This is a genomic window from Rhizobacter sp. OV335 (assembly GCF_900142965.1).
Classification (GTDB): domain Bacteria; phylum Pseudomonadota; class Gammaproteobacteria; order Burkholderiales; family Burkholderiaceae_C; genus Rhizobacter.
This window is the reverse complement of record NZ_FRCQ01000001.1, coordinates 371,053-387,410: the sequence shown is the minus strand read 5'-3', so window position 1 is coordinate 387,410 and position 16,358 is coordinate 371,053. Positions and strand designations below refer to the sequence as shown.

Annotated in this window: 16 protein-coding genes; 5 read left to right on the top strand and 11 right to left on the bottom strand. The window is 67.9% G+C overall.

From position 1 onward, the window contains the following. Positions 1-112 precede the first annotated feature (112 nt). Entirely contained in the window at positions 113-475 is a 363-nt protein-coding gene (cyaY, locus tag BUE42_RS01820) for an iron donor protein CyaY (RefSeq protein ID WP_083613804.1), read from the bottom strand. On the opposite strand from cyaY, the gene BUE42_RS34235 reads away from it, so the two are divergent. Together BUE42_RS34235 and lysA are read left to right on the top strand one after the other, a co-directional pair. After that, positions 399-680: an LPS translocon maturation chaperone LptM gene (locus BUE42_RS34235; protein ID WP_083613803.1), complete on the top strand. Its 282-nt coding sequence runs from the start codon at positions 399-401 to the stop codon at positions 678-680. The genes cyaY and BUE42_RS34235 overlap by 77 nt on opposite strands. After that, positions 677-1,948 carry a diaminopimelate decarboxylase gene (lysA, locus tag BUE42_RS01810; RefSeq protein ID WP_073462374.1) on the top strand — a complete coding sequence of 424 codons (1,272 nt, stop codon included), beginning with the start codon at positions 677-679 and terminating at the stop codon, positions 1,946-1,948. The genes BUE42_RS34235 and lysA overlap by 4 nt, the downstream gene beginning before the upstream one ends. On the opposite strand, the gene BUE42_RS01805 is transcribed toward lysA, so the two are convergent. The 8 genes from BUE42_RS01805 to BUE42_RS01770 form a co-directional block, all read right to left on the bottom strand. Next, the gene (locus BUE42_RS01805; RefSeq protein ID WP_073462373.1) at positions 1,945-2,937 is read right to left on the bottom strand and encodes an ABC transporter ATP-binding protein; all 993 of its coding nucleotides are present in this window, start codon (positions 2,935-2,937) and stop codon (positions 1,945-1,947) included. The genes lysA and BUE42_RS01805 overlap by 4 nt on opposite strands. Beyond that, positions 2,934-3,926 carry an ABC transporter ATP-binding protein gene (locus BUE42_RS01800; protein ID WP_073462372.1) on the bottom strand — a complete coding sequence of 331 codons (993 nt, stop codon included), beginning with the start codon at positions 3,924-3,926 and terminating at the stop codon, positions 2,934-2,936. Before BUE42_RS01800 ends, BUE42_RS01805 begins: the two co-directional genes overlap by 4 nt. Continuing rightward, positions 3,923-4,834 carry an ABC transporter permease gene (locus BUE42_RS01795; RefSeq protein ID WP_073462371.1) on the bottom strand — a complete coding sequence of 304 codons (912 nt, stop codon included), beginning with the start codon at positions 4,832-4,834 and terminating at the stop codon, positions 3,923-3,925. The genes BUE42_RS01800 and BUE42_RS01795 overlap by 4 nt, the downstream gene beginning before the upstream one ends. Then, positions 4,831-6,399 carry an ABC transporter substrate-binding protein gene (locus BUE42_RS01790; protein ID WP_073462370.1) on the bottom strand — a complete coding sequence of 523 codons (1,569 nt, stop codon included), beginning with the start codon at positions 6,397-6,399 and terminating at the stop codon, positions 4,831-4,833. The genes BUE42_RS01795 and BUE42_RS01790 overlap by 4 nt, the downstream gene beginning before the upstream one ends. Before the next feature lie 38 nt (positions 6,400-6,437). Next, positions 6,438-7,664: a M20 aminoacylase family protein gene (locus BUE42_RS01785; RefSeq protein ID WP_073462369.1), complete on the bottom strand. Its 1,227-nt coding sequence runs from the start codon at positions 7,662-7,664 to the stop codon at positions 6,438-6,440. Beyond that, positions 7,664-8,647: an ABC transporter permease gene (locus BUE42_RS01780; RefSeq protein WP_073462368.1), complete on the bottom strand. Its 984-nt coding sequence runs from the start codon at positions 8,645-8,647 to the stop codon at positions 7,664-7,666. The genes BUE42_RS01785 and BUE42_RS01780 overlap by 1 nt, the downstream gene beginning before the upstream one ends. A 139-nt stretch (positions 8,648-8,786) precedes the next feature. After that, positions 8,787-9,938 carry a porin gene (locus BUE42_RS01775; protein WP_255376814.1) on the bottom strand — a complete coding sequence of 384 codons (1,152 nt, stop codon included), beginning with the start codon at positions 9,936-9,938 and terminating at the stop codon, positions 8,787-8,789. A gap of 197 nt (positions 9,939-10,135) precedes the next feature. Further along, complete coding sequence (locus tag BUE42_RS01770) at positions 10,136-11,191, bottom strand: porin (RefSeq protein WP_073462366.1); 1,056 nt, start codon at positions 11,189-11,191, stop codon at positions 10,136-10,138. A 253-nt stretch (positions 11,192-11,444) separates the two neighbouring features. Between BUE42_RS01770 and coq7 the strand changes: the two genes are divergently transcribed. Further along, on the top strand, positions 11,445-12,101 hold the full coding sequence (gene coq7 / locus BUE42_RS01765) for a 2-polyprenyl-3-methyl-6-methoxy-1,4-benzoquinone monooxygenase (protein WP_073462365.1): 657 nt from the start codon (positions 11,445-11,447) through the stop codon (positions 12,099-12,101). Between the two features lie 20 nt (positions 12,102-12,121). Here the strand turns inward: coq7 and BUE42_RS01760 are convergent, their stop codons facing one another. Further along, complete coding sequence (locus tag BUE42_RS01760) at positions 12,122-12,544, bottom strand: OsmC family protein (protein ID WP_073462364.1); 423 nt, start codon at positions 12,542-12,544, stop codon at positions 12,122-12,124. Positions 12,545-12,868: 324 nt separating this feature from the next. Here BUE42_RS01760 and ilvA point away from each other — a divergent pair, with 324 nt between their 5' ends. Beyond that, positions 12,869-14,449 carry a threonine ammonia-lyase, biosynthetic gene (ilvA, locus tag BUE42_RS01755; RefSeq protein ID WP_073462363.1) on the top strand — a complete coding sequence of 527 codons (1,581 nt, stop codon included), beginning with the start codon at positions 12,869-12,871 and terminating at the stop codon, positions 14,447-14,449. Between the two features lie 172 nt (positions 14,450-14,621). Then, a complete protein-coding gene (locus BUE42_RS01750) occupies positions 14,622-15,680 on the top strand; it encodes a nicotinate-nucleotide--dimethylbenzimidazole phosphoribosyltransferase (protein WP_073462362.1) in 1,059 nt (352 codons plus the stop codon). A 97-nt stretch (positions 15,681-15,777) separates the two neighbouring features. Here the strand turns inward: BUE42_RS01750 and BUE42_RS01745 are convergent, their stop codons facing one another. After that, positions 15,778-16,353 (bottom strand): hypothetical protein, encoded by a 576-nt coding sequence (locus tag BUE42_RS01745; protein ID WP_073462361.1) that lies wholly within the window; start codon positions 16,351-16,353, stop codon positions 15,778-15,780. Between the last annotated feature and the right edge of the window lie 5 nt (positions 16,354-16,358).

Below are 16,358 nucleotides of genomic sequence, written 5' to 3'. Positions count from 1 at the left end.
TTCGAAACCCGCGCAAACGCGCGCTTGCCGCGGTGCAATGGCGTTCGCAGAGAAGCCGTCGGCGCCAGGCATTGAATTGATCAGCTCATCCCTAGGGTTCAGGCGCTGGCGGTCAACCCGGCGCCGCGATGCTCAACGCGATGCCGGATTGCTCGCTCGCGCAGCGAGACACGTCGGCGAAGAACTCCCGCCCTTCTCGGGTGTCGAGCCAGCGCCCGTTCACATGCTTGTAGTGGTAGCCGCCCGAGCGCGCGGCGAGCCACAGCTCGTGCAGCGGCGGCTGCGTGTTGATGACGAGCTTGCTGCCGTTCGGAAAGCTCAGCTGCAGCAAGCCGCCGGTGCGTTCGGCATCGATGTCGACCAGGTCGTCCTGCAACCAGGCGTCGACGCTCGCCTCGATGCTCGACAGGATGGCGCCGGTCAGCGCGTGGAACTGGGCATCGCTCAGGGGCGTGGGGACGATCTCGACAGTCATGGCCGGTAGAATTGTTCGCATGTTTCAGCAGCAGCGCAGTGTAGCGAGACGCCCATCCACACTGGGCGCATTGATGTCTTTGGCCGCGGTGCTCGCGCTGGCGGCCTGTGGCCAGAAGGGCCCGTTGAAACTCCCATCGCCCGCAGCATCGGCCCCGGCCGCCGCTGCATCGGCACCGCTCCCCGCCTCCGCCCCCTCGCCATGACCCTGCCCGGCTCGCCCCACATCGCCTACCGTGGCACCGACCTCTGCATCGAAGACTGCGCGCTGAACGACCTGGCGGACCGCTTCGGCACGCCGCTGTACGTGTACTCGCGCGCCGCGATGCTGGCCGCGCTCGGCAGCTACCAGCGCGCGCTCGCCGGCCGCGACCACCTGATCTGCTACGCGATGAAGGCCAACTCGAACCTGGCCGTGCTGCAGACCTTCGCGCAGGCCGGCTGCGGCTTCGACATCGTCTCCGGCGGCGAGCTCAAGCGCGTGCTGGCGGCCGGCGCGCCGGCATCGCGCATCGTGTTCTCGGGCGTCGGCAAGACCCGCACCGAGATGCGCGAAGCGCTCGACGCCGGCGTGATGTGCTTCAACGTCGAGAGCGAACCGGAGCTGGAACTGCTGTCGCAGGTGGCCGTCGAGAGCGGCCGCAAGGCTCGCATCAGCCTGCGCGTGAACCCCGATGTCGATGCCGGCACCCACCCCTACATCTCCACCGGCCTGAAAGGCAACAAGTTCGGCATCGCGCACGAGCGCGCGGTCGCGACCTACCAGCGCGCCGCTGCGCTGCCCGGGCTCGAGGTCGTCGGCATCGACTGCCACATCGGCTCGCAGATCACCGACGCCACGCCCTACCTCGATGCGCTCGACCGGCTGCTCGACCTCGTCGAGGCGGTCGAAGCGCATGGCATCCGGCTGCACCACGTCGACGTCGGCGGCGGGCTGGGCATCACCTACACCGACGAAACCCCGCCCGAGGCCGGCGTGCTGGTCGCGCAACTGCTGGCGCGCATCGATGCCCGCGGCCACGGCCACCGCAAGGTGCTGTTCGAGCCGGGGCGCTCGCTGGTCGGCAATGCCGGCGTGCTGCTCGGCGAGGTGCTGTACCTGAAGCCCGGCGACGAGAAGAACTTCTGCATCGTCGACGCCGCGATGAACGACCTCGCCCGCCCGGCGATGTACGAAGCCTGGATGGCCATCGTGCCCTGCCGCACGCGAGCCACGCCGGCCCTGACCTGGGACGTGGTCGGTCCGGTCTGCGAGTCGGGCGACTGGCTCGGCCGCGACCGCGCGCTGGCGGTGCAGCCTGGTGACCGCGTCGCGGTGCTGTCTGCCGGAGCCTATGGCATGAGCATGGCCAGCAACTACAACACGCGGCCGCGCGCCGCCGAGGTGCTGGTGTCGGGCTCGCAGGCCTGGCTGATCCGCGACCGGGAAGACGCTGCCGCGCTGTTTGCCGGGGAGCACCTGCTGCCCGGCTAGATCCGTCCTTCCGCCACGGCGTGGCAGGCCACCTGGATGCCGTTGAGCGACAGCAGCGCCGGCCGCTCCGCCTTGCAGCGCTCGTTCGCATGCGGGCAACGCGGGTGGAACGAGCAGCCGCTCGGCGGGTTCAGCGGGTTCGGCACCTCGCCCTGCACCGGCGTGCGCGCGCGGCCGCTCATCGCGATGTCCGGGATCGCGTCCAGCAGCATCCGCGTGTACGGGTGGCGCGGCCGCGCGAAGATCTCGGCCTTCGGTGCCAGCTCGACGACGCGCCCCAGGTACATCACGCCGACCTGGTCGCTGACGTGCCGCACCACCGCCAGGTTGTGCGAGATGAACAGGTAGGTGAGCCCGCGGCTGCGCTGCAGGTCCTTCATGATGTTGAGCACCTGGGCCTGCACCGACACGTCGAGCGCCGAGGTCGGCTCGTCGCAGACCAGGAACTCCGGCTCGGTGGCCAGCGCCCGCGCGATCGAGATGCGCTGCCGCTGCCCGCCGGAGAACTGGTGCGGAAACTTCTCCATGTCGGCGCCCGCGAGGCCGACCGACTGCAGCAGCTCGCCGACCTTGGCCTTCAGCTGCGCACGGTCGGTGATCAGGCCGTGCTCGGTCAGCGGTTCGCCGACGATCTGGTGCACCTTCCAGCGCGGGTTCAGGCTCGCGAACGGATCCTGGAAGATCATCTGCATGCGCCGGCGCAGCGCCGCGGCGTCCTGGCTCGCCAGCGTCAGCGCGATGTTCTTGTGCCCGAAGTGCACCTCGCCGGCCGTCGGTGCCTGCAGGCCGACCAGCAGCCGCGCGACGGTGCTCTTGCCGCAACCCGATTCGCCGACCAGCGCCAGCGTGGTGCCGCGCTCGATCGAGAAGCTGATGCCGTCGACCGCATGCACCTGCTGCCGCGGCTTGCGCTCGATCATGCGGTTCAGCCACGGGGCCGAGACGTCGAAGGTCTTCACCAGGTCGCGCACTTCCACCAACACGTTCATTGCGCGGCTCCCGCGGCGGCCGTTGCAGCCGTGTCGTGCAGCCAGCAGGCGGCACGCGTCGCCCCGGCCTCGAGCAGGTCGGGCCGCTCTTCGCGGCAGCGCTCGAACACTTTCGGGCAGCGCGGGTTGAACGCGCAGCCGCGCGGGATCGCGTTCAGCCGCGGCATCGCGCCGTCGATCTGCAGCAGGCGCTCGCGGTCGACATCCATCGCCGGGATCGAGCCCATCAGCCCGGCGGTGTATGGGTGCGCCGGCGCATGGATCACGTCGCCCACCGGGCCGATCTCGGCGACCCGGCCGGCGTACATCACCGCGACGCGGTCGCAGGTCTCGGCGATCACGCCCATGTCGTGAGTGACCAGCATCACCGCTGCGCCGTGCTCCCGGCACAGCCGCTTCAGCAGCGAAATGATCTGCGCCTGGATCGACACGTCCAGCGCGGTCGTCGGTTCGTCGGCGACGATCAGCTGCGGGCTGCCGGCCAGCGCGAGCGCGATCACGACGCGCTGGCGCATGCCGCCGGAGAACTGGTGCGGGTACTGGTCGATGCGCGCCTCGGCGGCCGGGATGCCGGTTTCCGCCAGCAGGTCGATCGCACGCCGGCGCGCCTGCGCCGCATCGAGCGGCAGGTGGGTCTGGATCGTCTCGATCAGCTGGCGGCCGATCGTGAACAACGGGTTCAGCGAGGTCAGCGGGTCCTGGAAGATCGCGCCGATGTGCCTGCCGCGCATGCGGCGCATCTGCTCGTACGGCAGCTTGTCGATGCGCTGACCTTGAAAGCGGATCTCGCCGGACGCCACGCGCCCGGGCGGATCGAGCAGCCCGATGATCGCGGCACCGGTCAGCGACTTGCCGGCCCCCGATTCGCCGACCACGCCGAGGATCTCGCCGGGCGCGATGTCGAACGACACGTCGTCCAGCGCCACCAGCGTGCCGCGCCGCGTCGGGAATTCGACGCGCAGGTTCTTCACTTCGAGCAGAGCGGTCATCTCAGTTTCGGATTCAACGCATCGCGCAGCCAGTCGCCGAGCAGGTTCACGCTCAGCGCGATCATCACCAGCATCGCACCGGGATACAGCGTGATCCACCACTCGCCGGAGAACAGCAGGTCGTTGCCGACGCGGATCAAGGTGCCGAGCGACGGCGAGGTGGGCGGCACGCCAACACCGAGAAAAGACAGGGTTGCCTCGATCAGGATCGCCGACGCGACCTGGATCGTCGCGAGCACCATCACCGGCCCGGTGACGTTGGGCAGCACGTGGCGGCGCATGATGCGCAGCGTCGGCACGCCGATCACGCGCGCGGCCTGCACGTACTCCTTGTTGCGCTCGACCAGCGTCGAGCCGCGCACCGTGCGGGCGTACTGCACCCAGCCGGTCAGCGAGATCGCGATGATCAGCACCGCGAACGCGAGCCCTTCATGCGCATTCGGGAACACCGCGCGCCCGATGCCGTCGATCAGCAGCGCGACCAGGATCGACGGAAACGACAGCATCACGTCGCACAGCCGCATGATGAAGGCGTCGGTCTTGCCGCCGATGAAGCCGGCCAGCAGCCCGAGCGACACGCCCACCACGAGCGACACCAGCACCGACGCGACGCCCACCAGCAGCGAGATGCGCGAGCCGTACATCAGCGCCGACAGGATGTCGCGGCCCTGGTCGTCGGTGCCGAGCAGGTATTTCGAGCTGCCTTCTGGCAGCCAGGCCGGCGGCAGTCGCGAATCGGCGAGTTCGAGCGTCGCGAGGTCCATCGGGTTGTGCGGCGCGACCAGCTCGGCGAACAGCGCGCAGAAGATGCAGACGAAGGCCACGAACGCGGCCACCATCGCGGTCGGCGAGCGGCGGAAGCTGTACCAGAGATCACCATCAAAAAAACGCCGCAGCGCGGACGTCATTTCACGACCACCCACTTGTAGGGCATGAAGTTGTCAGGGAGCTGCGTGAGCTCGACGTTCTTCTTCATCGCCGACGCGAGCGCCTGCTGGTGCAGCGGGATGTGGCCGACGTCATTGGCATGCAGCTCGAACGCTTCCTTGATCATCGCGTTGCGCTTGGCCTGGTCGGTCTCGCTCTGGATCTTCAGCGTCAGCTCGTCGACCTTCGGGTTGCTGTACGAGCCGAGGTTGAACTGGCCCTGGCCCTTGTCGGTGGGCGTGGCCATCAGCGAGGTCAGCGCGTTGTGGGCGTCGTAGGTGCTCGGCGTCCAGCCCAGCAGGTAGAAGCTGGTGTCGCGGCGCAGGATCTTCGGGAAGTAGGTGTTCTTGGTCTCGGTCTGCAGGTTGACCTTCACGCCGATGCGCGCCAGGTTGGCGGCCACCGCCTGGCAGATGTCGGCATCGTTGACGTAGCGGTCGTTCGGGCAGTTCAGGCCGACCTCGAAGCCGCCCGGGTAGCCGGCTTCGGCCAGCAGCTTCTTGGCCGCATCGACGTCGTACGGCAGCCGCTTGTTCTGCTCCGGCGTGAAGCCGCGGATGCCGGGACCCACCATCAGCGCCGACGGCAGCGACGCACCGCGCATCACGCGGTTCTTGATCGTCTCGATGTCGATCGCCTGGTAGAAGGCCTGGCGCACGCGCTTGTCCTTGAACGGGTTCTTGCCCTTGACGCTCGAGAACTGCAGCTCGTCGCGCTTCTGGTCCATGCCGAGGAAGATGGTGCGCAGCTCGGGCCCCTGCGACACCTTCAGGTTCGGCGATGCCTTGATGCGCTCGATGTCCTGCAGCGGCACCGGCTCGATCACGTCGACCTCGCCCGACAGCAGCGCCGCGACGCGCGTGGGGGCGCTGCCGATCGGCGTGAAGATCACCTCGTCGACGTTGCCGTCGACCTTGCCCCAGTAGGTGCCGTTGCGGGTCAGCACGGTGCGCGCCGACGGCTGGCGTTCCTTCAGCCGGAACGGGCCGGTGCCGTTGGCCTTGAAGCTCGCGGTGTTCTCGATGCCCTTGCGGCGATCGACCGGGATCACCGCCTTGTTGTCCTCGCACCACTTCCTGCTCATGATGAAGACGTTGGTCAGCACGTCCGGCAGGATCGGGAACGGCGCGAGCGTCTCGATCTCGACCGTCAGCGGGCCGACCTTGCGCACCTCCTTGAACGGCGAGGTGTAGCTCTGCATGTCGGAGCCTTCGCCGGCCGCGCGCTTCAGCGAGAACACCACATCGTCGGCCGTGAAGGGCGTGCCGTCGTGGAAGGTGACGCCCTTGCGCAGCTCGAAGCGCCACACCGTCGGCGAAGTCTGTTTCCATTCGGTGGCGAGGATCGGCGCGAGCGCGAGCTTCTTGTCGCGGCCGATCAGCGGCTCGTAGACGTTGCCGGTGAAGGTGAGCTGCAGCGTCTCGTTCAGCGAATGCGGATCCATCGATTGCGCATCGCCCTGGTTGGCGACGCGCAAGGTCACGGCACCGGCCATGCCGCACGACAGGAACAGCGCAGCCGCGAGCAGGGTGGGGTTCAACTTCATCGTGGACTCCTTGGGGAATGGAAGAACTGCAGCGAGAACTACAGCGGCAGTGCGCGCTCGACCAGGGTCGCGAGCAAGGCGCTGCCGAGCGGCAGGATCTCGTCGTTGAAGTCGTAGCGGGTGCTGTGCAGGAAGCAGCCGCCCTCGCCACCCTGGCCGATGCGCAGGTAGGCGCCGGGGCGCGCCTGCAGCATGAACGAGAAGTCCTCGGCGCCCATGCTCGGCACCAACTCGCGCACCACCTTGTCCTCGCCGACCAGGCTGGCGGCGACATCGGCCGCGAAGGCCGCCTCGCGCGGCGTGTTGATGGTGGCCGGGTAGACGCGCTGGTAGTCGAGGCTGGCGGTCGCGCCGAAGCCGAGCGCGATCGATTCGGCCAGCCGGCCCAGGCGCTCTTCGAGCATGTCCTGCACCTCGCGCTTGAAGGTGCGCACCGTGCCCATCAGCCTGGCCTGGCGCGGGATCACGCTGAACGCGCCGAGGTCGCCGGCCTGCATCGCGCACAGGCTCACGACGGCGCTGTCGAGCGGGTTGACGCTGCGCGACACCAGGCTTTGCGCGGCGGTGATGATGTGCGCGGCGACCAGCACCGGGTCGATCGCCATGTACGGATGCGCTCCGTGGCCGCCGCGGCCGTTGACGGTGATCTCGATGCGGTCGGCGGCCGCCATCATCGCGCCCATGTTCAGCCCGATGCAGCCGGGCTGCATGCTCGGCCAGTTGTGCATCGCGTAGACCGAATCGACCGGGAAGCGGTCGAACAACCCGTCATCGATCATCGCCTTCGCGCCGGCGAAACCTTCCTCGCCCGGCTGGAAGATCAGCACCGCGTCACCGGCGAACTGCCGGGTCTGGGCCAGGTAGCGCGCGGCGCCGACCAGCATCGCGGTGTGGCCGTCGTGGCCACAGCCGTGCATCAGGCCCTGGGTGGCCGAGCGCCACGGGAAGTCGTTCTCTTCGCGCATCGGCAGCGCGTCCATGTCGGCCCGCAGGCCGATCGACTTCGCGCCCTGCGCGCCGTTCGCCCCGGCCGCGCGGTTGCCGTGGATCACGCCGACCACGCCAGTCTTGCCGATGCCAGTGTGGATCTCGTCGACGCCGCAGACGCGCAGCGCCTCGACCACCTTGGAGGCGGTGCGCACCTCTTCGAAGCCCAGCTCGGGATGGGCGTGCAGGTCGCGGCGGAACGCCATCAGCTCGGGCTGCCAGCCGGCCAGCCGCTGGTAGGCGCCCGATGCGGCCAAGGGTGCTGATTCACGCATCATCAATGGGCTCCGGCCGTGCGCTCCACGCGCAGGCGCGGATCGACGGCAAAGTAGAGAAGATCGACGACCAGGTTGATCACCACGAAGATCAACGCGATCAGGCAGAGGTAGGCGGCCATCACCGGGATGTCGGCGAAGGTGACGGCCTGGATGAACAGCAGCCCCATGCCGGGCCACTGGAACACCTGCTCGGTGATGATGGCAAACGCGATCAGCGCGCCCAACTGCAGCCCGGTGATCGTGATCACCGGCACCAGCGTGTTGCGCAGCGCATGCGAGAAATAGACGACCCGATTCGGCAGGCCGCGGGCGCGGGCGAACTTGATGTAGTCGGCGCGCAGCACCTCGAGCATCTCCGAGCGCACGAGCCGCATGATCAGCGTCAGCTGGAACGCGGCCAGCGTGATCGAGGGCAGGATCAGGTGGCGCCAGCCGTCGACGGTGAAGAAGCCCGAGGTCCATGAGCCGAAGGCGATCACCTCGCCGCGCGAGAAGCTGGGCAGCCATTTCAGCGTGACGGCGAAGACGTAGATCAGCAGGATGCCGATCAGGAAGGTGGGGAGCGAGACGCCGAGCAGCGAGAGCGTCATCAAGGCCTGTGACAGCGCGCTGCCGCGGCGCAGCGCGGCATAGACGCCGAACGGAATGCCGACCGCGAGCGCGATGACCGCCGCCACCAGCGACAGCTCGAGTGTGGCCGGCAACCGCTCGACGATCAGCGACGAGACCTTGCGGCCCTGGCGCAGGCTCAGCCCGAACTCGCCTTGCACCGCATTGCCGACGAAGCGTGCGAACTGGATCGGAAACGGCTTGTCGAGCCCCAGATCGGCGCGCAGCTGTGCACGCTGCGCGGGCGTGGCCTCCTGGCCGAGCAGGTTGGTGACCGGGTCGCCGACGTACTGGAACAGCATGAAGGAGATGAAGGCCACCGACAGCATCACGACGATGGCTTGAAGGAGTCGGCGAATGATGAAGGCGAGCATGCGTGCGTGAGGGGATCCCGCGTGACTTTACTTCCGAAGCAACTTCCGAACCGCCTCGGGCAAACGAGAGGCCCGGGGGCGCGCATGCATGAAAAAGGGCCGCTCGATGGCGGCCCTGGTTGGCGATGGAGGTCGGCGATCAGAAACGGTGGCGCAGGCCGATCGTGAAGCCGTTGCGCTTCTGGGCGTCGTTGGTCGCGCCGCCGGCGCCGTTCAGGCTGATGTTGCCGCTCAGCTTCGTGGTGTCGGCTTCGACATAGGCGTCAGTGCGCTTCGACAGCGCGTAGTCGGCGGCAGCAGTCACGAACTTGGCGGTGGCATCGGGCGATACCACAGCCGCAGGCCCGCTCTGCTTCGCACGGAAGTAGTGGATGCCCAGATTCAGTTCGGTCGTGGCCTGGAAGTTGGTGCCGATGGTCCAGATCTGGCGCTTGTCGGCCGCCTGGAAGGCCGGGCCGCCGAAGCCGCCGTTGGCGCCACCGGTCCAGAAGGCGCCGAGCGCCAGCCTGTCGGTGGCCGTCAGGCCCGCGTCGACCTTGTTCTCGCCCCAGCCGACATTGAAGTACCAGGGGCCCGTCTTGTACGACGCACCGAAGGTCGTGGCCTTCAACTTCTTCTCCGAGGCAAACTCGTATTCTTCGTAGCCCACGCCGGCACCGATGCCGCTGTCCGAATAGCGCAGGTAGCCGCCCACGGTTTTCCCACCGGTGGGCGAACCTTCACCGGCCGACACCTGCAGGGCGGCACGCACCGGGCCGACTTCGATCAGGTACTTGACCATGTTGTCGGCGCGCGCGCCCACCGCGAAACCGATCTCCGGCTTGTAGGCCTCGAAGTAGGGCGAATAGGGGTAGGACGCGTAGGTGCTGGTGACGACGTCGAACAACACGTTGTATTGCCGGCCCAGGGTCACGCGACCGAAGCCGGTCTGCAAACCAACCCAGGATTGTTGCCAGAACTGCGCGGCGGGCTGCGTGCCGTTGTCGGGCAGCAGCCGGTGCTCCAGGTTGACCAGCGCCTTCATGCCGCCCCCGAGGTCTTCGACGGTGTTGATGCCGAGGCGGCTTTGCGACATGCCGCCGCCGATTTCACGCCACATGCCCGCTTCGGGCTGACCCTTGCTCTGCTCATTCGACGTGTGTCGCACCGCCACGTCGACGATGCCGTAAATCGTGACACTCGACTGCGCGAATGCCGAAGAACCCATGGCAGCGAGTGCCGCAGTCACCAAGATCGTCTTTTTCACAGTTGTCTCCTGTTGTAGTAGCGAACGAATTCTTGTTGAATTAATTGTCACGGAAGCAGCACGGTCGTGCGCTTCCGTGTTGCTACACGTTCACTGGCGTAAACCTTGATTGCGACAAAGTGCTGATCGCTCTTGTTGTATCAATTCGTGTCACTCAGGCGACACGCCCATGAAAAAGGCCGCCCGAAGGCGGCCTTTGAACGAACTGCATCAGAGTGGCACGGCAAGCCGTGCCGCTGCGATCAGAACGAGTGGCGGATACCAGCTTCGAAGCCTTGCGACTTCTGGCCAGCAGCGATGTTCGGGAGGCTGGTGGCCGAACCACCGGCCACGGCGAACTTCGCAGCGCCCTTGTTCTTGATCTGGGCGTACGACGTGTACAGCGCAGTGCGCTTGGACAGGTCATAAATCGCGCCCAGCGAGAACTGGTTGGCATCGTCAGCATCGATGCTCGTGGCGCCGATCTTGCCCTTGGCGTCCACGCGCACGTAGTTCGCGCGCAGCGTGGTCGGGCCGAACGGCACCGAAACGCCCGCTTGAACCACGTTCTGCTTTGCGTCCAGGAACTTGGCTTGAGAAACAAAGCCCATGACCTTGACGACACCGAAGTCGTACGAAGCGCCGACGTTGCCCTTCTTGTACTTGTCTTCAGCTGCGTTGGCATCGGTCGTGCCGTAGGAGCCCGACACGTCCAACGGGCCGGCTGCATAGCCGACACGGCCGGCGACGTGCTTCTTGCCCGGGGTGCCTTCACCAGCCGCCACCGAAGCGCGAGCGTAGAAACCGCCCAGCGCCGGCGTGTAGTAGCTGACCATGTTGTCGGAACGAGTGGCCGTGTCAACCAGGGTTGCACCGACGGTCGAGGGAGCGTTGAAGTGACCGACGTCACCCACACCGTTCGTGCCCATCACGTCGTAGTCGGCAAAGCCCGTGTACGTTGCGGTCAGTTCGCGGCCGGCACGGATTTCACCGAAGTTGCCGAGCAGGCTGACGGTCGAACGACGGTGCCAGAAGCGGTTCGTGCCGTTGCTGGTGGTGCCGCCGTTACCCGAGTCGGCAGCGAAGCTCGTTTCCAGCCAGAAGCCAGCCTTCAGGCCGCCACCCAGGTCCTCGACACCGCGGAAGCCCAGACGGCTGCTGTTGAGGCCGTCGGTGCTCAGCGACTTGACCTTCAGGTCGCCGTTCTTGGTGTAGCGAGCGTTGACGTCGACGATACCGAACAGCGTGACCGACGACTGCGCCGAAGCTGCACCGGCAAATGCGCCCAGAGCTGCGAGAACGAGTAGAGATTTTTTCATTGCGACGATCTCCTAAGTTGAACAAGAGGTCCCGGTCACCAGAATCCCCGCCGGGGACAGACCGAGCCAACCTCCTCAGTGGAAGTTGCCGTATTGCACCAGAGCGCGGCATGTAAGCAAAGGCTCGTCACGCCGCATTGGGGCCTTCTGTTGTCTGAGCACAACGTGCACGACATCGACACGAAAGCGTGCTTGCTGCGCTGGCGCAAGCCCGCACGACCGCTCGTTCGTGCTCGTTGGTTATCCTGCGCGCATGGCTTCCACTGCAACTTCCGGCCGCTCGCTGTCGCGCGTCGACCAATGGCTGGGCGCAGCCGACAGCGCGCTCAGAACCCTGGCCGCGCCGACACCCGGTGCCGCCTCGAAACCCACACCGGCCCGCACGCTGCCGACCCTGACGCGCACCGAGCAGCAACTGTCCGGCGCCTTGATGCGCGTCAACCACGTGGGCGAGGTCTGCGCGCAGGCGCTCTACCAGGCGCAGGCGCTGACGGCGCGTGATCCGGCCTTGCGATCGCATTGCGAGGCCGCCGCGCGCGAAGAGGCCGACCACCTGTCGTGGACGCACCAGCGGCTGGTCGAACTGCAGGCGCACCGCAGCCTGCTGAACCCGCTCTGGTACGCCGGCGCCTTCGGCATCGGCTGGGTGGCTGGACTGGCGGGCGACCGCATCAGCCTCGGCTTCATCGTCGAGACCGAACGGCAGGTCGAGGCGCACCTGGCCGGCCACAACGAGCACCTGCCCGCCGCCGACGACGCATCGCGCGCCATCGTGCAACAGATGAAGGACGATGAAGCGCGCCACGCCGAAGACGCCCGCGCGGCCGGCGGCGCCACGCTGCCGTGGCCGGTGCGCGCAGCGATGCGGCTGGCGGCCCGGGTCATGACGGCCACTGCCCACCGCATCTGACGCGATCGGGGCTGACGCGATCAGGCCTCGACGAGTTCGAAGCTGGTCGTGATCTCGGCCATCTCGGCCAGCATGATGGTCGCCGAGCAGTACTTGTCGTGCGACATCTGGATCGCCCGCTCGACCGCCTGCGCCGGCAAGCCCGTGCCGCTGACGGTGAAGTGCAGGTGGATCTTCGTGAAGACCTTCGGATCGGCCGGCGCCCGCTCGGCCTGCAGCTTCACCTGGCAACCAGTCACCTCGTGCCGGCCGCGCTTCAGGATCAGCACCACGTCGTAGGCGGTGCAGCCGCCGGTGCCGGCGAGCACCGTCTCCATCGGGCGTGGCGCCAGGTTGCGGCCACCGCCGTCGGGCGCGCCGTCCATCAGCAGCACATGGCCGCTGCCGGTCTCGGCGACCATGCCCATTCCGGTCGCGGGCATCCAGTTGATCGTGCATTCCATCGTCTGACTCCAGGCCTTCGGCAAAGCGCCCCAGCGGGCGCCCGGCATTGTGCATCCCGTCACGGCGGCACGCGCCGCGCGAGGGAGAACCCCCGCGCGGATATTGCAGCGCAACATGACTGCGGCTACACTCGCGCAATCGATGTCTTCCGGGACATCACCGTTTGTCTCCTCCACCTCCTCCATTGGTGGATTCAGCCCAAGTCAGCAATGACTTGGGCTTTTTTCTTGCCCGCGCTCTTGCCGGTGCGCTCAGGGTGCGGTTGGCGACCACTGACGTATCATCCGGCGCCCCCCAGAACAACCCCTCCGAGGAGTCCCCCGATGGCTGGCGCCGCTCGCCCGAAGAAATCCTCGCGCCCCGCGCCCGCCACAGCCGCCGGCTCGCCGCTCGGCCTCTCCGACTACCTGCAGAAGATCCTGACGGCCAAGGTCTATGACGTGGCCGTCGAGACCCCGCTCGAGGTCGCGCGCAGCCTCTCGAAGCGCGTCGGCAACCAGGTGCTGCTGAAGCGCGAGGACAGCCAGCCGGTGTTCAGCTTCAAGCTGCGCGGCGCCTACAACAAGATGGCGCACCTGGAGCCCGCGGCGCTGAAGCGCGGCGTGATCTGCGCCTCGGCAGGCAACCACGCGCAGGGCGTGGCGCTCGGCGCCCACAAGCTCGGCTGCCACGCCGTCGTGGTGATGCCGGTGACGACGCCGCGCGTGAAGATCGATGCCGTGCGGGCGCTCGGCGGCGAGGTCGTGCTGCATGGCGACAGCTATTCCGACGCCTACGTGCACGCGATCGAACTCGAGAAAGCCCGCGGCCTGACCTTCGTGCACCCCTTCGACGACCCGGACGTGATCGCCGGCCAGGGCACGATCGCGATGGAGATCCTGCGCCAGCACCAGGGCCCGATCGACGCGGTGTTCGTCGCGATCGGCGGCGGCGGCCTGATCTCCGGCATCGCCGCGTACATCAAGGCGGTGCGGCCCGAGATCAAGGTGATCGGCGTGCAGACCACCGACTCCGACGCAATGCTGCGCTCGGTCAAGGCCGGCAAGCGCGTGCAGCTGACCGACGTCGGCCTGTTCTCGGATGGCACCGCGGTCAAGCTGGTCGGCGAGGAGACCTTCCGGCTGACGCGCGAGCTGGTCGACGACTTCGTGCTGGTCGACACCGACGCGGCGTGCGCCGCCATCAAGGACGTGTTCCAGGACACCCGCAGCATCCTCGAGCCGGCCGGCGCGCTGGGCGTGGCTGCCATCAAGCAGTACGCCGAGACGCACAAGCTGAAGGGTCGCACGCTGGTCGCGATCACCACCGGCGCCAACATGAACTTCGACCGGCTGCGCTTCGTCGCGGAGCGCGCCGAGGTCGGCGAAGAGCGCGAGGCGCTGTTCGCGGTGACGATCCCCGAGGAGCACGGCAGCTTCCGCCGCCTGTGCGAGCTGATCGGCGCGCGCAGCGTCACCGAATTCAACTACCGCATCTCGGACGCGAACCAGGCCCATGTGTTCGTCGGCCTGGCCACCAGCAACCGCGGCGAGTCGGTGAAGATCGCACGCAGCTTCGACAAGCACGGCTTCGCGACCGTCGACCTGACCGACGACGAGCTGGCCAAGCAGCACGTGCGCCACATGGTCGGCGGGCGCAGCGAACTCGCACGCGACGAGCGGCTGTACCGCTTCGTGTTCCCCGAGCGCCCGGGCGCGCTGATGCGCTTCCTGTCGTCGATGCACCCGGACTGGAACATCAGCCTGTTCCACTACCGCAACCAGGGCGCCGACTACGGCCGCATCCTGGTCGGCATCCAGGTGCCGCGCGGCGACAAGAAGGCCTTCAAGGAGTTCCTCGAAGGCCTGGCCTACCCGTGCGTCGACGAGACCGACAACCCGGTCTACCGCCTGTTCCTGCGTTGAGAACCACCGTGCGCACGCAACCCATGCAGTCTAGGGGTGACACGGCATTGCCGAGGCGGCGAACGCTGCCCCACAATCCACGCTCGACAGTCGAATTCGAAGCCAGCGAAGTGACGGTGAGGCCAGGGCGAATTCCATGACGACCGCTCCGGCACGACCCAACAACCTGCCCATGTCCGTCAACCGATCACTGATCTCTCCCACGGCCAATCCCCTTCTCGAGCAGGCGCTGCGCGAGAAGCTCAAGCGCCGCAGCGAGGTGACCGGCAACCTGGGCGAACTCGAGCCGCTGGCGGTGCGCCTGGGGCTGATCCAGAACACGCTGAAGCCGCGTTTCAGTGCGCCGCAGATCGCGCTGTTCGCGTCCGACCACGGCCTGGCGGTCGACGGCATCAGCCCGGTCGGCCAGCCGTCGACCGCCAGGCTGGTGCAGAACCTGCTGGCCTCGCAGCTGCCGGTGTCGGTGTTCGCGCGCATCCAGGGGCTGGAGCTGAGCGTCGTCGACTGCGGCGTCGCCGAGGCGGTGGCGCCGCACCCGCGGCTGATGGCCCGCAAGATCGCCCACGGCACGCGCAACGCGCGGGTCAACGTCGCAATGACGCTCGACCAGGCGCATGCCGCGATCCGCGCCGGCATGGAGATCGCCGATGCGCTGCCCGGCAACGTGATCGCCTGCGCCGGCGTCGGCGTCGGCTCGCACGAGAGCGCGGCGCTGGTGCTGTCGGGCCTGTCGGGCGAACCGATCCGCGACCTGGTGTTCGGCGGCCCCGGTGCACGCGCCGACCACGAGGCCCGCTTGCTGATGGTGCTGCAGGGCGCGCAGGGTCGTCACCGCGACGTCACCGACCCGGTCGAGGTGCTGGCGGCCTACGGTGGTTTCGAGATCGCGATGATGGTGGGCGTGATGCTCGTCGCATCGAGCAAGCGCCACCTGATCATGGCCGACGGCGTGCCGGCCTGCGCCGCGCTGATGGTGGCCTCGCGCATCGCGCCGACCGTGACCGACTACACCGTCTTCTGCCGCAGCCACAGCCATCCGGGCCTGACGCAGACGCTGGGCCTGTTCCATGCGCTCGCGCTGCTCGAACTGGGCATGGAGAGCACCGACGGCACCGGCGCGACGCTGGCGTGGCCGCTGGTGCGCAGCGCCGCGGCGCTGCTGACGGAAGTGGCGGAGGGCGAGGACCCCGGGCCATCGTTGCCCGCAGAATTCGGTCCGGCCGGCAACTAGGCGAGCAGAGAGCCGGGCCGAGCGCCGGGCCGCTCCCAAGCCGGCCCGGATCCCCTCGGGGGATCGGTCGACGTACCCGTCGACCGAGGGGTCGTCATCAGCGCGCCGTTTCGCCCGGTTTCACATACGGTGCGCGCGGGCGCCCCATGTTGTTGCCACCCTTCGACTGCGACGTCGGCGGCGGCGGAATGGCCCCCTGCACCGCAGGCATCGGCGGTGCCGGCTGCATCTGCGGCTGCGCGGGCTGCATCGGCGGCGGAGCCGATTGCATCGATGCGGTGTCGACCGGCGGCAGGCTGCCGGTGGCCGGCGGCGGCAGCGCCGGAATCTCCAGCACCAGCGCCGGCGTGCCCTGCATCGGCCCGATCGATGCGGTGCGCAGGCTCACGGTCTGCAGCACCCAGTTCTCGTCGACGCGGGCACCGGCGAGGAAGGCCCGAGCCGGCTTGCCGTCGACCGCGATCAGCGCGACCCCCGGGGCCGACCCTTCGGGCCCGGTCTTCGCGGCCATCACGCCGATCAGCTTGAAGCGGTTCGCGGCCGGCGACACCTCGGCCACGGCCGCGACCGGTTCGGCGCCGAGCAGGCGTGTCAGGTCACCCCGCAGGCCGACGGAGGTGGCCACCGTCACCGCATTGGAGGGCGCAGGGGTCGGCCGCACGAACAGGCGCATCCCCC